This is a genomic window from Microcoleus sp. C2D2 (assembly GCF_036702495.1).
Taxonomy (GTDB): domain Bacteria; phylum Cyanobacteriota; class Cyanobacteriia; order Cyanobacteriales; family Microcoleaceae; genus Microcoleus.
Map to the genome: position 1 here is coordinate 19,878 of NZ_JAUBTO010000068.1, position 20,632 is coordinate 40,509.

Genomic DNA, 20,632 nt, shown 5'->3' on the forward strand with positions numbered 1-20,632 from the left:
TCGGCTCTATCTCTCATGAAAAATTGGCGATATCAGAAAGGGCTAGATTTATGGCAAAAGTTTACAAGTGGCTCTACAAATCGACAAATTTTTGGTGCGGCTGTTACGGTTGGTATAGGAACCGGATTCGTGAAAGTGGCATCTGTCAGCAAAGAATTAGTGGTTGCTTGGAAATTTGGTACAGCGGATGATCTGGATGCGTTTTTAATCGCGTTGGTGGTTCCTTCTTTGATTACCAATGTTATAGCTGCCTCTTTTAACGCAGCTCTCATACCTACTTACATTCGGGTAAGAGAACAGTCAGGTATAAAAGCAGCTCAAAAACTTTTTTCTGGAGCCATAGCCTGGAGTCTGGGACTGTTAGGAATCACAACGGTATTAATGCTGGCTACTGCACCACTGTATATGCCAAAGCTGGCGGCAGGCTTCAGTGCTGAAAAATTAGAGCTGACTTACAAGCTGCTGTGCGCGATCGCTCCGATTATCCTGCTGACTGGTACGAGCACTATCTGGGGTGCTGTTTTGAATGCAGGAGAGCAGTTCGCTTTAGTGGCTGTTACTCCAATTATTACTCCAATTATTACGATGCTATTTCTTTTCGGGATTAATTCTTGGGGTGTCTTTAGCCTGGCATCTGGGCTAGTCTGCGGTCAACTGCTGGAAATGAGTGTGGTGGGAATTGTACTGCAGCGACAGGGTATTTCATTGCTGCCAAAATGGTATGGATTCGATCCTGAGCTCAGTGAGGTAGCTGGTCAGTACGCCCCGATGATTGCAGCCGCATTTTTAATGTGTAGTACTGCTTTAGTGGATCAATCGATGGCAACATTGTTACCTTCTGGAAGTGTCTCCTCATTGAACTACGGGAATCGCATCATTGCCTTGCCAATTACCATCGGCAGTACGGCATTGAGTACGGCTGTAATTCCCTATTTTTCCAAAATGGTTGCCCGTGAGGATTGGACAAGTGTACGTCATACGCTTAAGCGTTACATGATGATAATTTTGGCTGCTACTATACCGCTAACTGGGTTAATAATCTTGTTGTCTGAGCCGATCGTCCAAGTGCTCTTACAAAGGGGTTCATTTACGGCTAACGATGCTCATTTAGTAGCCAAAATTCAAGCTGCTTACGCCTTACAGATACCTTTTTATATCGGCAGCATTTTGGTGGTACGTTTAATTTCAGCTATGCGAAATAATCAAATACTGATGTGGGGGTCTGGCGGTAACTTAATCGTCAATATTGGTTTAAACTATTTGTTTATGCAATGGTTGGGAGTGCCGGGTATTGCTTTGTCAACCAGTGGCGTTTATTTGTTTTCTTTTTCATTTTTGTTATTTGTAGCCCTTAAGAAGCTAAAAAAATGGGAGAAAGCCACCCACATATAAGAGGAGAAAAAATCCAAATGCGTTGTACGTTGATCGTTGCTTCACTTACTTGTGGTGGTGCAGAGCGGGTAATATCTACTATGGCGAATTATTGGTCGTCAAAGGGGTGGGAAATTAACCTGTTAACCTTGGATGATGGTAAAGTTCCCCCATTTTATGACCTTGACTCCCAAATTTGTCATACTCCTTTAGGTATAGTAATCAATTCTAGTAATCCGAGCGCGGCAATCTGGAATAATTTAAAGCGGATTCAAAAATTGCGCTCTGCCATCATTAACACTAAACCTAATGTCGTGATTAGCTTCATGATCACAACGAATGTAATCGTTTTATTGGCAACCCGATGGTTGAAAGTACCAGTCGTAGTGTCAGAGCGTAATGATCCGGCAAGGTCTTCCATAGGTAGGATTTGGAAACAACTACGCCAATGGACTTACCCATTGGCCGATCGCATTGTTGTTCAAACTAAAAGGGCAGGGGATTATTTTTCATCTAAGTTACAAAAGCGTATTTGTGTAATCCCTAACCCAGTATTATTACCTCCATATGAAACAGAACTATCTGACAAGCTGTTGGGTGAGCGATCGCTTATTGCGATGGGCCGTCTTGTTCCCCAAAAAGGCTTCGATCTGTTGCTGGAAGCGCTGGCAAAGCTGAAAGACCGTTATCCCGAATGGACATTGACCATTGTAGGAGAAGGAGAGTTACGCCCACAATTAGAATCTTGGCGTAACGAACTAGGATTGGACGATCGCGTTCATCTCCTTGGACGAGTAACAAACCCCCATAAATTTCTCAAACAGGGAGATATTTTCATTATGTCTTCGCGCTTTGAGGGTTTTCCCAATGCCTTGTGTGAAGCGATGGCTTGCGGGCTACCAGTCATTTCCACAGATTGTCCTAACGGGCCAAGAGAGATTATCCGCGATGGTGTAGATGGTATCTTAGTCCCGAATGAAGATGTGTCAGCATTAGCCGCTGCAATGGAGCGCTTAATGTCCGATGAAAAAGAACGCCAATGTTTAGCCGATCGTGCTAAGGAGGTAACAGAAAGGTTCGGTTTAGAAAAAGTGATGGTTATCTGGGAATCATTAATTAATGAAGTAATTAAGGAGTCATAGAAATGTTCACAGAAAATAGCAAGCCAGTACAAAATAATCAAAAATACCAATATGTATTTACAGTTTTCACTCCTACTTATAACCGTCGCCATACTCTCCATCGCGTTTACGAGAGCCTGAAAGCACAAACTTACCGTGATTTCGAGTGGTTAATAGTCGATGATGGGTCCACTGACAATACCTGTGAATTAGTCGAGCAATGGCAGCAGGAAAACCTATTTCCGATTCGCTATATCTATCAAGAAAATGCACACCTACATATTGCTTTTAATCGAGGTGTAGGAGAAGCTCAGGGAAAATTATTCATCAAGCTTGACTCGGATGATTCCTGTGAACCGCAAGCATTAGATCGTTTTAAATACCATTGGGACGCAATTCCACTAGACCAAAAAGAAAAGTTTTCCGCTGTAACCTGTTTGTGTAAAGATCGAGATGGTAAAATCATTGGTAGCCTTTTCCCATTTAATCCCACAGATTCTGATTCTCTAGAAATTCGTTATCGCTTTAAGGTCAAAGGAGAAAAATGGGGCTTCCACCGTACTGATGTACTCAGGCAGTTTCCCCACCATGTTGAAGAAATAATCGGATTTTATATTCCCGAATCCGTGCTATGGAATAAGATTGCCAAAAAGTATAAAACTAGGTATGTTAATGAGGCTTTAAGAACGTATTGGACAGACCAGCCTTCAATCATGCGGAATTCTCAACACCCAAAAAAAAGAGCTGTTGGGGGGGAAATCTACTATTCAAATGTTTTAAATGAAGAGACGGAATGGTTTCGCTTCGCTCCGTTGATTTTTTTGCGATCCGGTGTCCTGTACAGTCGATACTCTTTGCATCTAGGTACTAAAATTAGCCAACAAATCGTTAATATCAAGACACCAATTGGTAAAATTTTATGGCTAATAGCATTACCTGTGGGATACTTAGTTTACCTCAAAGATAATTATGCAAATAAAAATGTTTAGACTATTTGGGAGATTTAAGTACATAAAGGAACAGTTTTATAAGGCGACTATAGTTGCTTTGTGTACAACTCTTGTGTACATGGGGTGTGTAGCTACACACGTAAATACACAAGCCCAAAAACTGCCTAAAAAATTAATCGAATATGGCTGGGATGTGCCTACACCTGTTTTTGTCAAGCAAAACATCGAACAAATGGAAAAACGACCATTTGATGGCATTGTGATTAGACTTAAAGGAGGTAAAAAAGTCTTCCTACACCAGCCTTACAATCCCAAAGAATTCAATCTAGATTTACAAAGCTTGAAATCAACTAATTTTACAAAATTTACGGATAATTTTGTGCTGATGTGGGCGACGCCAGAGGAAGGATGGGATTGGTTTAGCGACAGCGACTGGCAAGCATCCGAGCAAAATATTCGTCTCTTCGCACGAATAGCGCGATCGGCAGGTTTTGAAGGTATTGCTTTCGATCCAGAGTCCTACGGTGTCGATCCTTGGATTTATGCTAAACTGCCTGGTGCAAAAGATAAATCCTTTGAAGAATACTGGCAGCAAGTACGAAAAAGAGGTGCCCAATTCATGCAGGCAATTCAAGAAGAAATGCCAGGTGTTAAGGTTCTTTCCTTGTTTCAATTGAGTAATTTAGAGGAGTTTTTGGATGAACGAAATCTGCAAAAGCGGATGCATGAGATGTCTGCGGGAAGTTCTGGTCTTTTGGCCGCATTCCTCAACGGAATGTTAGATGTTGCCGAACCTAATATAACCATCGTTGATGGCAACGAGAATTCTTACTACTATGCAGGGAAACAGCAATTTTTTGAGGCCTACAAGTTAATTAAAGAAAAATTACTGACTTTTGTTGATGAAAAAAACCGTCAAAAATATGCAAAGCAAGTGCAGGTAGGACAGGCTCTCTACATAGACCATTTATTCGATCTAGGCAAACCACAAGAATCTAGAGTTAGCCATTATCTTAACTCCCAGCAGAGACAACAATGGCTCGAACATAACACTTACTATGGACTTTCTAGCTCAGATGAATACGTCTGGTGTTACAGCGAAGAAATGGACTGGTGGAAAAATAATGTTCCAAGTGGAGTTGAGGAAGCGATTCGATCGGCGCTGCAAAAGAGCAAAACAGGAAAACCTTTAGGGTTCAACATTGAAGGAACCATCCAAGGGGCAAAAATGTTACAAATGAATAAAAAAATAATCCGGTAGTGCCAATTCAAAAGTGAAGTGTAACAGAAGCTAAACTGAGATAATATTTCCCTTCCTGCTTAAGCCCCCCTGCCTAGCATCTTTGATTTTTGAAATTAATTACAGGTGGATGATTATAAACAGTTATACTCAGCAATAATCCAATTACTTAAAAGGCGGAATTTGCAGATGGCAATAAGAAGAGTCAACGAAATCGATTTTTTGCGATTTTTTGCAGCTGTGATGGTAATGCTTCATCACTATTCATTCAGAGGTTATGCAGCCGACGGCATGTCAACAATGCCTTACCCGTTACTAGCACCAGTAGCAAAGTATGGTTATCTAGGCGTTCAACTCTTCTTTTTGATTAGCGGATTCGTAATATTAATGACCGCTTCCACCGGCAGTCTAAAAAAGTTCATTGTCTCAAGATTTGCTCGGCTTTATCCAGCCTTTTGGGTGTGTTGCACAGTTACTTTCGTAACTATTACGACAATCGGCGGTAAATATTACTCAGCATCCATTGGTCAGTATTTTATTAACATGACGATGCTGAGTGGATTCATTGGCGTACCGTCAATAGATGGAGCTTACTGGTCAATTTTTACTGAATTGAAATTTTACGCTTTAATTGCCTTATTACTCATTTTTAGAAAAATCAACCAGGCTCAGTTGTTTCTTGTTTTGTGGCTAATTGCGACAATTGCTCTTAATGTACTCAAAATCGGTAAACTGGGATCTCTACTGAGCATAATTCTTATAGTCGATGATTCACCATATTTTATCGCTGGTGCTATGTCATTTTTGGTGTGGTCACGAGGTATATCATTAACTAGAATCAGTGTAATTTTTATAGCATGGCTGTTAGCGATAAGTTATTCCTTAGATGACATTCCAAGCAGGGAAACCCATTACAACACAGAATTTAACAGCTATGTGGTAATTGGGATGATTTCCACTTTCTTCGCAATAATGTTATTGGTATCAATACGACGAACTGGCTTTTTGGGAAAAAGGCAGTGGGTAACAATCGGGGCATTAACATACCCACTCTATCTTCTTCATCAGAGAATTGGATTTATGATATTTAATCTTGCATACCCAGCGATTAATCCACATATTTTGTTATGGGGTACAGTATTTCTCATGCTTGCAGCAGCATACCTTGTCAATGTATTAATCGAGCAAAAATACTCAGTTCGTTTAAAGAATTTATTGACTCACCTAATCGAATTAATTGAGCAAATATACTCAAATTATAGGAGGAATTTATTAACTTACCTTAAGCGAAAGAGAGATAAACAGTAGGTAACTTTCTGCATTTGGTGAGAATAGCAGAGAGGTGTAGTCTTAGGCTAAAGACAGAGGCAAATAAAACGCAGTTTCACATAGATTTGGGATGAGATATTGCCTCAACCCTAGAAAACTGACTTATTACGAATGATTAAATCTATAAATTTTGACTTTGGGTTTATAATCAGGAAATAATCAGCACACCAGCAGTAGCAATACGCATTAATTTGTAGGAGCAAGGCTATGAAAAAAAAAGTTATATTTCTGATTCGCGATCTTAACTATGGAGGCGCTCAAAGACAATTAGTTACTTTAGTAAAAGCACTTCATCAAGAAATACCAGGTGTTATGGACTTTCTACCTCAGATGAATACGCCTGATGTTATAATAAAATAAGCAAAACACGGCTTTCCCGCCATCGTGGGGCAAAACGTATATGTTGTTACAAAATATTGAGCAGTGGATTACGTCGTTAATGAAAAGTTATCGGTTTATTATCAAAACCATCCCCGCGACTAACCCACCCTACAAAATATAAGATTTTATGATCACCCCAGATACGGGAGAGCCGATTTTATGATCACCATAAGTACGGGAGAGCCTACATGCTAGAGGAAAAAAATAACTATTGGCATTTATTAAGATGCCCAAAAACAAGGTTACCTTTAAAGCAAATAGATCCGAAAAATTTAGTAACGGATTCAATTGAATCAAATCAACAATTCAGATATAGGTTTATTAAAACTATACCAGTTTTAGTGGATTTCGAGTCTTCAATACTAGACGAAAAGGAAACATTTGATACTTCGGCAGAAAGACTGATCGATTCTCCTTTTCGAAAGGGTATACCCGATATTCTAAAGAAGCTAGTATCACCGCCTGAAGTAACAACAGCTAATAATGTCAGAGAGCTAATATCACTATTGAAAAGTCAAGAGGAAAAACCAAGAGTATTATTTGTAGGAGGGGGCAGTATTGGACAAGGAATGCTACCATTCTACGATGATAAAGATATTAAAGTCTTAGGGTTTGATATTTTTTTCTCTCCATTCATTCAGTTCATTGCAGATGCACATCTAATTCCGTTAGCTGATGAATCTGTTGATTGTGTTATCGTTCAAGCCGTATTAGAACATGTTTTAGAACCTAATAAGGTAGTTTCTGAAATCTACAGAGTATTAAAGTCTAATGGGTTAGTTTATGCCGAAACTCCATTTCTGCAACAAGTACATGAAGGAGCTTATGATTTTACAAGGTTTACAGAAAGCGGGCATCGTTATATCTTCAAGCACTTTGAGTTAATAAAATCAGGAAATACTGCGGGTGCCGGAACTCAGTTACTTTGGACAATCGACTATTTCAGTAGAAGTTTATTTCGTTCAAAAGTAGTAGGTAAGATTTTAAAGTTAATATTTTTCTGGGTAAGATACTTGGACATAATTATACCGGAAAATTACTCGATAGATACGGCTAGTGGGTTTTTCTTTATGGGTAAAAAATCTCACAAAACCATTACACCTCAAGAAATAGTGAAACACTACAAAGGATTACAAAAATGAAGAAAAAAATTGTATTTCTTATTTATGATCTGAATTATGGCGGAGCACAAAGACAATTAGTGACACTAGCAAAAGCTCTCGATAAACAATGCTTTGATGTCAGCGTCTTCTACCATTACTCTAATGCTCCTTTAGAGAAAGACTTGAAAGATGAAAATATTACAACAATCTGTCTAGAAAAAAGCGGACGTTGGGATTTATTCGGTTTCTTTTGGCGTCTTGTTAAGCAACTTAAACGCATAGAGCCTGATATCTTGCATGGATATCTTGGTGATGCGAATTTGCTCACTATCTGCTTAAAGCCTTTTTTCCCCTCAACCCGGATTATTTGGGGAATAAGGGGCTCCAATACGCCTTCTGGTCGTTATGGTTTGCTAGGCAATCTCATCTCCCAGTTAGAGAGACTTTTATCCTCCTTTGCCGATCTGATTATTGTCAATTCCCATGTTGGTAAAGCGGATTGCGTCAATCAGGGATATTCTCCTAACAAAATGGTGGTAATTTCCAACGGTATTGACACCGAACGTTTTCAGCCTGACTCGGAAGCAGGTGCAAAAGTGCGATCGGAATGGGGAATTTCCGAAAATACAATTTTAATTGGTTTGGTGGGGCGACTCTCCCCGATGAAAGACCATCATACCTTTCTCAAGGCAGCGACACTACTATCCAAAGAAAGGGAAGACGTGCGTTTTGTCTGTGTTGGGGTCGGAGAGGAAAACTATGCCAAAGAATTGTATCAGTTGACCGACGCTCAGGGCATTGCTGAAAAAATTATCTGGGCAGGTGGACGCTCAGATATGCCTGCGGTATTTAATGCTCTTAATATCGCTTGTTCTTCTTCTTCTGACGGCGAAGGATTTCCGAATGTGGTTGGAGAGGCAATGGCTTGTGGCGTGCCTTGCGTGGTGACAGATGTAGGAGACTCAGCTTGGATTGTCGGCGATAAAGGCGTAGTCGTACCACTTAAAAATCCCGAAGCATTGAAGACTGGTATCAACGAGTTGATAGAAAAAGCTAATCTTGATAATTACAATCGACAGGAGATTCGACAGGTAATAGTTGAACAATTCTCAGTACGGGAATTAGTTCTCAAAACAAAAGCTGCTCTGCTGGGCGAATTTTATGTCTAAAGATAGCAATCAAAAACCAAAGTTTTGGTTTTATTATCAAGCTACTTTAGCAATAGGGTCGGTTTTGGTGTTCTTTACGTTTATTGATGTCTATTTTTTCGGGATCGGAAAACTACCTGCCCCTGTTGTGTCAATCAGTCTCTTTATAGGAGCAGGATTCCTACTATTGGTTTTTACCCGGTTTGCCCTCCTCAAGTATATCCCATCTGAGTTAATTATTTGGTGTGCAGGATATCTGGCAATTTCATTGTTTTCCTTTCTGGTGGCTGTAATTTTTTATGCGGAATATCCATTTGTTGACGAAGCATTTCCCGAAGTAAGAATTCGGATTTTGTCAGAAGCTTTTTTAATAATAATGTACTTAATTTTTGCCAAAAATCCGAAAATTCAAAATTTGACTAGAGTAGCCATGTGTCTAGCCGTATTACTGGCGGTATTCAATAACATCCGCGAGGTTAGCGAGCCTTTAGCATTTCAAGGATTAAATGGTTCAGGGCGGGCGGCTGGATATTACATAAATCCTAACCGCACAGGTCGTGCGTTAATTCTAGGAATGATTTTTGGAATGGGTGTACTACCAAAAAAATTACGCATACCTTTTGCGTTATTAGTCTTTTTTGGCATTTTCTTAACATTTTCAAGAGCAGCTATTTTGGGGTGGTTTATGGTGATGCCTATTTTTATACAATCAGGCGTGATTCCTCGCAAACAGTTTTTATTCTGGGTTGTAGGAATAGTAACTATGATTTCGGTGTTTGGTCCCGTTTTAAGTAACATAGATCTGAATGAATTGCAACGAGCGGGTTTAATCAATGTAGGTATTGAAAATATAACTGGCCGATTAGAATGGTTTCAAAACCCGCTCGCTAATAAAGAAGATTCGGGTGACTCGCGTGTGGAAGTGGTTATAACAGCTTGGAATATGTTTGTAGAACATCCTATTTTGGGAAACGGAATTGCCTCAACTAACAACTTAAATAATTGGGGGATATCTACGCATAATATGTACTTGTTATTTGTGGCAGAACATGGAATTTTTGGAATTTTTATCTTGCCTCTCTTTGTTTATGCGGTAACATGGCATTCCCGTGGGGAAAGCAAACATATCGCCTTGGCTTTTAGTAGTTTTATTCTTATCGCTGGGCTGTTTACTCATAACATAGTAGAAGAACGCTTTATACTGATATGTTTTGCGTTAATGGCAGCCATGAACGTTACAAGTAGGCTCGAACAAAAATCTAAGAATGTAATCTTTGAGAACAGTATTATAGAGTGAAATAGTCTAAAGGAGAACCAACAATGAAAGAATCTACGCTATTGAAAGGGAGAATACTAAGAATTGCAAGTTATGCAACACTTATAGTCTTAGCAATCTTCTATGGCATGGCAGCCCATAAATTCCAGTTACCCCCGTCTGGCTTTGTGAGTGCTGCTTTCAAACACATCGGAGTTCGTACACCAAAGGAATACCTCGAAACACCAAAGGAATACCTTGAAACGGATGTGACCCAACTCATCTCAATCAGGCAACAGCAGGATGTCTCCCGTCTAAGAAGAGAGTTAATCGCTGTCCTTTGGGGGAATCCTGGAATTCCATTATCGCTTCCTTCGGCGGTTGATGAAGGTTTTACGGATACCCGCTACAAAGACATCTCTTCTCTGAGTGAGATTGACAAACTGAGTATTGTGATGGAGTTTGGTATTGAGTCTTACGTCTATCATTTCATCCCAAAAACTCCCAACAACAAAGTTGTTCTATACCATCAAGGGCATGACGGGGATTTCTACGAAAGTAAAGTGCAGATTAGACGATTCCTTGATAGTGGATACTCTGTAGCCGCATTTTCTATGCCCTTATTGGGCTTTAACAATCAGCCAACAGTTCAATTACCGCGACAGGGCAAATTGAAGCTGACAAGCCATGACCATATGAAGTTTTTATTACCTAAAAACGGTCATCCAGTCAAGTATTTTGTCGAACCGGTGGCGATCGTATTGAATTACCTCGAAAAGAACTTTGACTATTCGTCTGTGTCGATGGTGGGAATAAGCGGGGGTGGATGGACGACAACACTCGCTGCCGCAATTGACACCAGGATCGAAAAGAGCTTTCCCGTAGCAGGCTCGTATCCCATATACCTGCGATCGAATTCACAGAGAGATTGGGGCGACTACGAACAAACAGTGCCAGAAATATATAGGACAGTGAACGATCTTGAACTCTATATACTTGGCTCTTATGGGCTTCATAGAAAACAATTACAAGTAATAAACCAATATGACTCTTGTTGTTTCGCAGGAACCAAGTGGGAAACGTATAAAGATATAATAAGAGAACGAGTTCATGAATTAGGAACGGGCGAATTTGAACTCTTCTTAGATGCTACTCATAGGGAACACCTTATTTCTGAGGCTGCCATGAGTCGGATACTGGATGAACTAGCAAGTAACAGTAGGTGAACAATTGCATTAATGGCAGCGATGAATGTGACAAGTCGGCTAGAGCAAAAATCTAAACAAGGAGATCGATGATGAGAATTGTTTATGCGATCGTTGGACTGACTACTGGAGGAGCAGAAATAATGCTCTACCGTATCCTGTCTAAGATAAATCGAGATCTTTTTAGCCCCTATGTGGTGTGTTTGATGGATCGTGGGACGTTGGCCGATCGCATTGAAGCCTTGGGTATACCTGTTTATACCTTGGGGATAAAAACAGCAGGAGTACCCACACCAAATGTAATTTGGAAACTGGTTAACATCATCCGTGAAATTAAACCAGATTTGATTCAAGGTTGGATGTATCATGGCAATTTAGCGGCCCAGTTTGCCAGTTTGTTTGTGGACCAACAAATACCTGTTTTTTGGACTATTCAAGGAACAGTTTATTCCTTGAATTTGGAAAAAAAAATGACAGCAGCTATTATTAAATTATCCGCCTATTTATCTCGGTTTACTACCAAGGTAATTCATGTTTCTCAGGTGGGAAAAATTCAGCACGAAGTCTTGGGCTATGACAAGAAGAATGGGTGTGTAATTTTCAATGCTGTCGATACGTCCCTATTTGTACCGTCAGAGGCAGCTAGAGCAGATATCAGAGCAGAGTTAGGTTTGCCGGAAAATGCTTTTCTGATAGGATTGGTATGCCGTTATCATCCCATGAAAGATCATGCTAATTTTCTACAAGCTGCTGCACTCTTATTACAAGAATATCCAGATATACCCTTTGCGCTGGTGGGTACGGGAGTCGTGAAAGAAAATGAATCTTTGTATCAAACGATCGAACAATTAGGAATTTCCCATCGCACGCACCTACTGGGAGAGCGCAGCGATATGCCTCGCATCACAGCGGCTCTGGACATTGCCAGTTCTGCTTCTGCTTATGGTGAAGGATGCCCTTTAATTGTGGGAGAAGCGATGTCTTGCGGTGTACCGTGTACAGTGACGGATGTGGGAGATTCAGGGTTGATTGTCGGCAATACTGGATGGGTAGTACCTCCCAAAAATCCAGAAGCATTGGCTAAAGCTTGGCAAGAGTCGATCGAGCTTGGTGCAGAAGGTCGAGAAGCATTAGGAAAAGCAGCACGGACGAGAGTTATCGAATGCTTTTCGTTAGACTCGGTTGTCGCTAGCTATGAAAGATTGTATGAAAGTGCCATGACTCAAAGATAAATTACTGGTGTTTAACCATCTTCATTCAACTAGCCCGCGCACACTTTATTTTGTTGAAAGAGTTTTGCTAATGATTAGATCGTATCAAGACTACTTGACATATCTTGAGGCTGATAGGATAGCCTTGAAGCGGGATAAAACATTGAAGTCTTTACTGTTTGATGATATTTGGAAATTTCAACGGTTGATGCGTCAGCTTGAGTACCAAACGAATTGTCAGATAGGTAACCCCCTGAGAATACTAACTGCTTGGCGATATAAAATGCTTGGCAGACAACTAGGATTTTCAATTCCTATAAATGTTTGTGGACCGGGATTATCAATCGCTCATCAAGGTACTATAGTCGTACACCCCGATGCTAAAATCGGTGCGAATTGTCGATTGCATGTATGTGTCAATATTGGAGCGCAAGCAGGAAAATCTCATGCGATTCCTCAAATTGGGGAAAACTGCTATATTGGTCCGGGAGCCAAGATATTCGGGGCTGTTATCTTGGGAAATAATATGGCAATAGGAGCTAATGCTGTTGTTAATAAGAGTTTTCCTGAAGGAAATTGTACAATTGGTGGAGTACCAGGAAAAAAAATCTCTGATAAAACTTCAGAAGGTCTCTTAATTAAAGCTTTTCCATTAGAAAAAAGTGAGGTTTGAAATTCTTGCACGATTCAGTCAAAACGGTCTATTATCGCAATAGACTACATATAATGTTTAATCTATAAGGGTCGCTAGTCATGTATTACAATAAATAACAAGGAATTAAAACTAATGTGTGGCATTACTGGTTTTTGGAATCTATCTACGGACCTAAACGGTGAAGAAATACATAACATCGCGCAGCAAATGTCATACACCTTGCTACATCAATGTCCAGATAGCGACAGCATCTGGGTAGTTTAATAAAGCTCAGATTATGACCGTCTAAAGTATAATTATCTGAGACAAAAACTATTCCAATGAGTCATTTAGATGGACAACACCTTAACACTACGCTAACATGGAAGAATTGAGTTATCAAGTTTGATCTACTGAAAGTAGGAGAAATTGTGAATGAAAACCTTTGCTCTAAAGAAAGTGCTTCGGAAAATTCGATCGGTTAGCACATTCTGGATTGCTGAACCGACCTTGGAGCATCTAGAGGCTATTCGGACATATGAACTTGGCATTGTACTTGATATGCTGCCTCCAAGAGGTAGAGTTCTTGAGATCGGCGGGGGAACAGGATGGCAAGCGCGAGCCTTGGAAAATCGTGGCTATGATGTCAGCGCGATCGATATAGCTTCGAGCAATTATCGGGCGAACCGCGTATGGTCTGTAACTGAATATGATGGCAAAAATATCCCATTTGATGACAACACCTTTAGTATTATCTTCAGTTCCAATACGCTTGAGCACATTCCGTACATATCTGAGTTTCAGAAGGAGATTCATAGGGTTCTTAAACAAAATGGGGTTGCGATCCATGTGTTACCTTCAAGTAGCTGGCGCTTATGGACAAACATTACACATCTTCTGAAATGGTGGACTATACCAACACCTCATGGAGAATCTGCTAAAAATGCGCTAACGGAAATTTACTATTTCAGCCGTTGGTGGTGGGTTCGACTGTTTCGTGAGACCGGCTGGAAAATTGTAGCTCAGGATTCAAACAGATTGTTTTATACCGGATATTCAATCATGGATTCTCATTTAAACATTAGTATGCGAAATAAATTGAGTTTTGTCTTGGGAAGCTCATGCAATATCTTCGTTTTGAGTTCTTCTGATGAACCTGATTCACAGGTGTGAAGAGAACCGTTGTCTTGCACGATCACAGGAATTTCTCCGCTTTGAGCTAATCGATATTCAAAGCTTCTGGTTGATAGCCGAATATAAGAGAATTGTTACTTTATCAAGGCGAATAATACCAAATGTGTGGAATTACTGGTTTTTGGAATACATCTATAGAAGTTAGCGCTGACAAGTTGCAAGCGATCGCGCAGGAAATGTCAGACACCTTGCTACATAGAGGCCCAGATAGCGGCGGTATCTGGGTAGATGAAGCAGCGGGAATTGCCCTGGGACATCGGCGATTGGCAATTGTAGATTTGTCGCCAGAAGGACATCAACCGATGCTGTCTGCCAATGGACGCTACGCGATCGTCTTTAATGGCGAAATTTATAATTTTTTAGAATTACGGCAGGAACTAACCAAGTACGGTCACACTTTTCGCGGACATTCCGATACCGAAATCATGTTAGCTGGTTTTAGCCAGTGGGGAGTCAAGCAAGCGATCGAGCGCTTCAACGGAATGTTTGCCTTTGCCTTATGGGATCGTCAAGAGCGACTTTTGCATTTAGGGTGCGATCGCTTAGGCGAAAAACCCCTCTATTATGGCTGGATAGGTCAAACTTTTATATTTGGTTCTGAATTAAAAGCCCTCAAAGCCCATCCCAGTTTCCAAGCCGAAATTAACCGAGATGCTTTAACCCTATTTGTCCGCCATTGCTGCGTACCCGCCCCTTATTCAATCTACAAAGGCATCTATAAATTACCACCAGCAACACTCCTCACCTGGAACGGTACAGCTACTCATCCCACCCCAATTCCCTATTGGTCTGTCAAGGAAGCAGCCGAATTTGGCGTTGCTAACCCCTTCACCGGATCGGAACAGGAAGCAATAGACCAAATGGAGGCGCTACTGCTGGATGCGGTAGGACTGCGAATGATGGCAGACGTACCTTTAGGTGCTTTCCTCTCTGGGGGGATTGACTCCTCCACAGTGGTAGCGCTGATGCAGGCTCAAAGCAGCCAACCCGTGAAAACCTTTACTATCGGTTTTTATGAAGATGCCTACAACGAAGCACAGTATGCCAAAGCAGTAGCGCAACACCTCAAAACAGACCACACAGAACTTTATGTCACTCCAGCAGAAGCACTAGCAGTTATTCCCAAACTCCCTACTCTATATGATGAACCCTTCTCCGACCCCTCTCAAGTTCCTACTTTCCTGGTATCTCAGATGGCGAGAAGGCACGTCACAGTAAGTCTTTCTGGTGACGGCGGCGATGAATTGTTTGGGGGATACAACCGCTATGTCTGGGGTCGCAGCATTTGGCAGAAGGTTGGCTGGATGCCCAAAGCGCTAAGGCAGACTGCTGCTAATGCCTTGACCAGCCTATCGCCTCAAACTTGGGATCGGACTTTGGGTAATTTTAATGCCTTAGTGCCAGTCAATTTGAAGAAATCTATGTCTGGCTTCAAAGCACACAAACTGGCGGAGGTTTTGGCAGTTTCCGATCCGGAAGCTATGTATATGGGCTTAGTTTCCCACTGGAAAGATCCAGAAGCATTAGTCATCGGTGGATTTGAGCAGCCCACAAATTTAACCGATCGCCAACGCTGGGCAAAGGTACCCTCATTTACCGAAAGCATGATGTACCTAGACACAGTGACATATCTACCGGACGACATCCTGGTGAAATTAGATCGCGCCAGTATGGGTGTCAGCTTGGAAGGTCGGATACCGTTTTTAGATCACCGCGTAGTAGAATTGGCATGGCGCATACCATTATCGATGAAAATCCGTAACAATAAGGGTAAGTGGCTATTGCGTCAAATTTTAGATAAGTACGTACCTAACAACTTAATCGATCGGCCTAAAGCGGGATTTGGCATTCCAATTGATAGCTGGCTGCGTGGCCCTTTGCGGGATTGGGCAGAGGCGCTTCTTGATGAAAAGCGCTTGCAAAGAGAAGGGTTTTTTAATCCCGGGCCGATTCGCGAAAAGTGGGAAGAACATCTGGCGGGCGATCGCGATTGGCAATACTATTTATGGATTATATTGATGTTCCAAGCCTGGTTAGAGGTAAATTAAATGAAAATTCTGCATATTTGTGCGATCGGAGCCACGGCAAAAGTGCTTTTGAAACCTCAGATAGATTACTTACTATCCCGTAATCTATCAGTTGAAGTTGCCTGCTCTCCAGACTCGGATGTTGAGAAATTACAACAGCAGGGATACAGGATTCACCCTATTTCAATAGACCGGAAAATTTCACCATATCTTAACATTAAAAGTATCTATGCTCTGGTTAATTTAATCCGAAAAAATCAGTACGACCTCGTTCACGTACATACTCCCATTGCTGCGGTTTTGGGGCGGATAGCTGCTAAAATAGCTGGGGTAAAACGTATCGTTTACACTTCCCACGGTTTGCCTTTTCACGATCGCTCTTCTCCCAAAGAATATACTTTATACTCTAATGTTGAAAAATTTGCTGCATTATTAACCGATCGGATTTTGAGTCAGAATCATGAGGATATCGCTACAGCTAAGAAATTAGGTCTTTGTCCGCCAGAGAAAATCGCTTATCTCGGCAACGGCGTGGATATCGATCGCTTTAATCGCGATCGCCTCGACCCCGATCATCAAGCCCAATTAAGAAAATCTTTAGGTATCCCCGATACTGCCAACTTAATTATCGGTACAATTGGCCGTTTAACCCGCAAAAAAGGCAGCGGATACCTGATTGAAGCAACAGCCAAGTTAGTCTCGCAATTTCCGAACCTGCACGTTCTGATTATTGGTGGCGAACTCAGTACCGATCCGGAACCTTTTTACACGGAAATAACGGAACGAATTCGCACCCTTGGCATCCAAAATAATGTTACTTTGACAGGGATTCGTCAAGACATACCAGAAATTTTAGGACTGTTAGATATTTTCACACTGCCTACTTTCACCCATGAGGGATTACCTCGATCGATTGTGGAAGCAATGTCGATGGGTTTGCCAGTTGTTGCTACAGATATCCGAGGGTGTCGAGAAGCAGTTTTGCACGAAAAAACAGGCTTAATCGTCCCACCTCAAGATAGTCAAAAGTTAGCAGAAGCTTTGGGGAAATTGCTATCAAACTCGGAGATGCGAGCGGCCTACGGTCAAGCTAGTCGTCAGCGAGTTGAAGCTGAATATGATGAATCTTTTGTGTTTGAAAGACTGGAAAATTTCTATCGAGAACTGGGGGTGACGATCGTGTAAATTTTCAATTTTTTTCAGGCTAGGGCTTGGGTGATAGATAATCAACAATCAACAATTAACCAATGAGTAATATAGTGACAGGCGCGGCAGGTTTTATCGGTTCTAACTTAGTAGAAACTCTGTTAAAGCAAGGTGAGAAAGTCATCGGCATTGATGAAGTCAACGATTATTACGATCCCGAATTGAAGAGAAAAAATCTCGCTCATTTTGCCAAACATCCAAATTTTCAACTGATAGAGGACAATATTTTATCTTTGGATTGGCGATCGCTCTTAGCTAATACAGAAGTCATTTATCACCAAGCAGCGCAAGCAGGCGTCCGCGCTAGTTGGGGAGAAGGTTTCCGCCTCTACACCGAGCGCAACATCAATGCAACTCAGGTACTCTTAGAAGCAGCAAAAGATGCACCGCAACTGAAAAGATTTGTACTAGCTTCTTCTTCTTCGGTGTACGGCAATGCTGAAACTTTCCCTACCAGCGAAACAGCCTGCCCTCAACCAGTTTCTCCCTACGGAATTACTAAGTTAGCCACTGAACGTTTGTGTTCGCTTTATTATCACAATTTCGGCGTTCCGGCAACCATCTTGCGCTATTTCACCGTTTACGGGCCTCGCCAGCGTCCCGATATGGCATTCCACATATTTTTTAAGTCAATTTTGCGCGGCGAAGCGATTTCAATTTACGGAGACGGACAGCAAACCCGAGACTTCACGTTTATCAGCGATTGCATTGCTGCTAATTTAGCTGCTGCTAAAGTTCCAGAAGCTATCGGCGAAATTTTCAATATAGGAGGGGGAAGTCGAGTTGCTTTAGCAGAAGTTATTCACACAATGGAAAACATTGTCGATCGCCCTATTCGCATCAATTATCTAAAATCGGGAATAGGAGATGCGCGCGATACCAGCGCTGACGTATCCAAAGCTCAGAAAATATTGGGATATGAGGCACAGGTTTCTTTGAAGGAAGGGTTGAGGCAAGAATGGGAATGGGTGCAGTCTTTGTATAGTTAGGGGGTACTTAACCTACTTGACGGATGCAGCTACCGGCAGGGATTGTACCGGACAGGAAATTTATTATTTAGTAGAGCAAAAAATGCAGATTCTAGTAATTAATTTATCAGACTCTTTGTGGTTAGAGACTCTGGAAAAACTTCGCCACGATATTTATCATTTGCCTGAGTATCTATATTTAGAGTCTGTTAGGTACAACGCCGTAGCAGAAGCTATTTTGATAGCAGAAGATGACAAAATATTTTTTCTGCCTTATTTGTTGCGGAGGTGTGATAACATATTTGACCAAAGCTTAACAACACAAGAAGTTTTTGATGTAGTCTCCCCTTATGGTTATCCGGGAATTCTGTTGAGTGATAAGGCAGCTAGTACGAAAGAGTTTTTAGATTTAGCAATCAATCAGCTAGTCTCTACATTGCGCGCCAAGAAAGTGTGTTCGGCATTTTTTCGGCTGCATCCGATACTTAACAGCGGCTTCAATGATTTTTTATCTCCCGATATTTGCAAGGTTAATGGAGAAACTGTATCTGTTAATTTAAAACTCTCCGAAGCCGAAATATGGAGTCAAACTAGACCGGAACACCGCACCCGTATTAACAAGTTGAAACGTTCGGGAATGATTACTAGAATGGTTCCATTTCAGGAGTATATCAGCGAGTTTATTTCTCTTTACCATGAAACAATGGATCGGGTAGGGGCTGGGGGATCGTACTATTTTGATGATCAATACTTTTCGCATTTCTATAAACTAGGTGAAAAAGTCCACTTGTGTATAGTAGAATTAGAGGATAAAATTACTTGTTCAGGGATATTTACCGAGTGTTGTGGCATAATTCAATATCACTTGGGAGGAACCAGAAACGCATTTTTTAAACAATCACCCAGCAAGCTGATGTTCGATTATATTCGATTTTGGGCTAAAGAACGCGGCAATGAAGTTTTGCATTTGGGGGGTGGTGTTGGAGGTGGCAAGGATAGTCTCTATCATTTTAAAGCAGGTTTTTCTAAGCAAACGCACACCTTTCTCACACTGCGCTTAATTATAGATGAAGAAAAATATCGCCATCTGGTTGAATTGCGTGCAAAGTCTTTAAATGCCGAGGTTGCAGAACTACTGAGTACAAATTTTTTTCCTGCTTATCGCTGTCCAAAATAAACTAAAGTCAAATAAAATTGAAATTTTGCACCATTTTTGAATAACACTTGAAAAGTATATGTCAATTATCAATAACAAAGAAGTTTACCGTACAGTAGAATTTGAGGCTTGGGCAGATAAAAAAGGTCTCAACGAAGACGAAAAGTATCTAATTGTCAAATATTTGAATAAAAATGGAAAAACAGTTGAAGCTGGCACGGCTGGAGGAAGAATTCTGCGGGAAATGAAAGATTTAGGTTTTCAACAGCTTTACGGTTATGATTATGTGCCTGATTTTATCGAACAAGCAAAGCAGAGAGAGGCAACTCAGAGTATCTCTTTTGAAGTGCAAGATGCAACAGATTTAACTTACCAAAATTCTGGTTTCGAGCAGATAATTTACTTGCAGCAAATTGTGTGTTTTATAGAGGAAGAGGAAAAAAGGTTAAAAGCTTTTAGAGAGGCTTATAGGATTCTTAAAAATGGTGGAACCGCACTCTTCTCGTTTTTAAGTTTTGAATCTAGAATCAAAAGTCCGTTTGTAGTATATTTAGCATATTTAAGTATTTTGAGGAGGTTATCTGGATCGAATCGCTCAATTCAATATATTCCTTGGCTAAAGCTGGGCGGAAAATATAACTTTTTGGCGCTACTCGATCGCCGCCCTTACCCATATTGGTATAAAGTACAAGAGGCTCACCAAATTTTGACACAAGTCGGGTTTAAAATAGTTGCCGTTGGTTCGAGTTATCAGATTAGCAAAGGTAAGATGTGTCATGACATAGAATCCTGGAAACATGAATTAATTGCAGGGATGCTTTACTTTGTTTGCAACAAGTAAATTCTAGTACACCACAGGGTAAGGACAGGGCAGTGTTGTGTTTTCAAATATCACACCATTATCAATTTTTCAAGTTTCTGTAACAATACTTCGGACTGTTTTTGATTGCCAACCGTAGAATAAGGGTTTCAAGGCTCCAAGGCAAGTTCCCTACCAACGGAAAATCGAGGGTTTCAGACGGCGAACTAAAAACTGTCGAGACTATTGCTGTAAAAGTAAGGAATGAGAATTAAATAACTTCCACAAGGAAAGTGGGATGGGCGTCCCGCCCGTCCTTTTTGGACGGGCGGGA

General features: G+C 41.0%; 18 protein-coding genes. All 18 read left to right on the top strand.

The window, feature by feature from the left end:
- Window positions 1–15 precede the first annotated feature (15 nt).
- The 18 genes from murJ to QUB61_RS21340 all read left to right on the top strand — a co-directional run bounded on the left by murJ (window position 16) and on the right by QUB61_RS21340 (window position 20,340).
- Window positions 16–1,392 carry a murein biosynthesis integral membrane protein MurJ gene (murJ, locus tag QUB61_RS21255; protein ID WP_333131983.1) on the top strand — a complete coding sequence of 459 codons (1,377 nt, stop codon included), beginning with the start codon at window positions 16–18 and terminating at the stop codon, window positions 1,390–1,392.
- On the top strand, window positions 1,368–2,513 hold the full coding sequence (locus QUB61_RS21260) for a glycosyltransferase family 4 protein (RefSeq protein ID WP_333131981.1): 1,146 nt from the start codon (window positions 1,368–1,370) through the stop codon (window positions 2,511–2,513). The genes murJ and QUB61_RS21260 overlap by 25 nt, the downstream gene beginning before the upstream one ends.
- 2 nt (window positions 2,514–2,515) lie before the next feature.
- Complete coding sequence (locus QUB61_RS21265; RefSeq protein WP_333131979.1) at window positions 2,516–3,481, top strand: glycosyltransferase family 2 protein; 966 nt, start codon at window positions 2,516–2,518, stop codon at window positions 3,479–3,481.
- Window positions 3,462–4,703 (top strand): hypothetical protein, encoded by a 1,242-nt coding sequence (locus QUB61_RS21270; protein ID WP_333131977.1) that lies wholly within the window; start codon window positions 3,462–3,464, stop codon window positions 4,701–4,703. The genes QUB61_RS21265 and QUB61_RS21270 overlap by 20 nt, the downstream gene beginning before the upstream one ends.
- A gap of 168 nt (window positions 4,704–4,871) precedes the next feature.
- Complete coding sequence (locus QUB61_RS21275) at window positions 4,872–5,990, top strand: acyltransferase family protein (protein ID WP_333131975.1); 1,119 nt, start codon at window positions 4,872–4,874, stop codon at window positions 5,988–5,990.
- 228 nt (window positions 5,991–6,218) lie between these two features.
- A complete protein-coding gene (locus tag QUB61_RS21280; protein ID WP_333131973.1) occupies window positions 6,219–6,371 on the top strand; it encodes a hypothetical protein in 153 nt (50 codons plus the stop codon).
- Window positions 6,372–6,580: 209 nt separating this feature from the next.
- The gene (locus tag QUB61_RS21285; protein WP_333131971.1) at window positions 6,581–7,534 is read left to right on the top strand and encodes a methyltransferase domain-containing protein; all 954 of its coding nucleotides are present in this window, start codon (window positions 6,581–6,583) and stop codon (window positions 7,532–7,534) included.
- Complete coding sequence (locus QUB61_RS21290; RefSeq protein ID WP_333131969.1) at window positions 7,531–8,664, top strand: glycosyltransferase; 1,134 nt, start codon at window positions 7,531–7,533, stop codon at window positions 8,662–8,664. Before QUB61_RS21285 ends, QUB61_RS21290 begins: the two co-directional genes overlap by 4 nt.
- Window positions 8,657–9,940: an O-antigen ligase family protein gene (locus QUB61_RS21295; protein ID WP_333131967.1), complete on the top strand. Its 1,284-nt coding sequence runs from the start codon at window positions 8,657–8,659 to the stop codon at window positions 9,938–9,940. The genes QUB61_RS21290 and QUB61_RS21295 overlap by 8 nt, the downstream gene beginning before the upstream one ends.
- Window positions 9,941–9,963: 23 nt before the next feature.
- Complete coding sequence (locus tag QUB61_RS21300; protein ID WP_333131965.1) at window positions 9,964–11,124, top strand: hypothetical protein; 1,161 nt, start codon at window positions 9,964–9,966, stop codon at window positions 11,122–11,124.
- A gap of 68 nt (window positions 11,125–11,192) precedes the next feature.
- A complete protein-coding gene (locus QUB61_RS21305; protein WP_333131963.1) occupies window positions 11,193–12,335 on the top strand; it encodes a glycosyltransferase in 1,143 nt (380 codons plus the stop codon).
- Between the two features lie 94 nt (window positions 12,336–12,429).
- Window positions 12,430–12,987 carry a hypothetical protein gene (locus QUB61_RS21310; RefSeq protein WP_333131961.1) on the top strand — a complete coding sequence of 186 codons (558 nt, stop codon included), beginning with the start codon at window positions 12,430–12,432 and terminating at the stop codon, window positions 12,985–12,987.
- A 396-nt stretch (window positions 12,988–13,383) separates the two neighbouring features.
- Window positions 13,384–14,121, top strand: coding sequence for a methyltransferase domain-containing protein (locus tag QUB61_RS21315; protein ID WP_333131959.1), 738 nt, complete (start codon window positions 13,384–13,386; stop codon window positions 14,119–14,121).
- A gap of 122 nt (window positions 14,122–14,243) precedes the next feature.
- The gene (gene asnB / locus QUB61_RS21320) at window positions 14,244–16,190 is read left to right on the top strand and encodes an asparagine synthase (glutamine-hydrolyzing) (RefSeq protein WP_333131957.1); all 1,947 of its coding nucleotides are present in this window, start codon (window positions 14,244–14,246) and stop codon (window positions 16,188–16,190) included.
- On the top strand, window positions 16,191–17,354 hold the full coding sequence (locus QUB61_RS21325) for a glycosyltransferase family 4 protein (RefSeq protein ID WP_333131955.1): 1,164 nt from the start codon (window positions 16,191–16,193) through the stop codon (window positions 17,352–17,354). It begins immediately after the preceding gene.
- A gap of 62 nt (window positions 17,355–17,416) precedes the next feature.
- Complete coding sequence (locus tag QUB61_RS21330) at window positions 17,417–18,364, top strand: NAD-dependent epimerase/dehydratase family protein (RefSeq protein WP_333131953.1); 948 nt, start codon at window positions 17,417–17,419, stop codon at window positions 18,362–18,364.
- A gap of 217 nt (window positions 18,365–18,581) precedes the next feature.
- On the top strand, window positions 18,582–19,520 hold the full coding sequence (locus tag QUB61_RS21335; protein WP_333131951.1) for a GNAT family N-acetyltransferase: 939 nt from the start codon (window positions 18,582–18,584) through the stop codon (window positions 19,518–19,520).
- A gap of 58 nt (window positions 19,521–19,578) precedes the next feature.
- Window positions 19,579–20,340 carry a class I SAM-dependent methyltransferase gene (locus QUB61_RS21340; RefSeq protein WP_333131949.1) on the top strand — a complete coding sequence of 254 codons (762 nt, stop codon included), beginning with the start codon at window positions 19,579–19,581 and terminating at the stop codon, window positions 20,338–20,340.
- Window positions 20,341–20,632 lie beyond the last annotated feature (292 nt).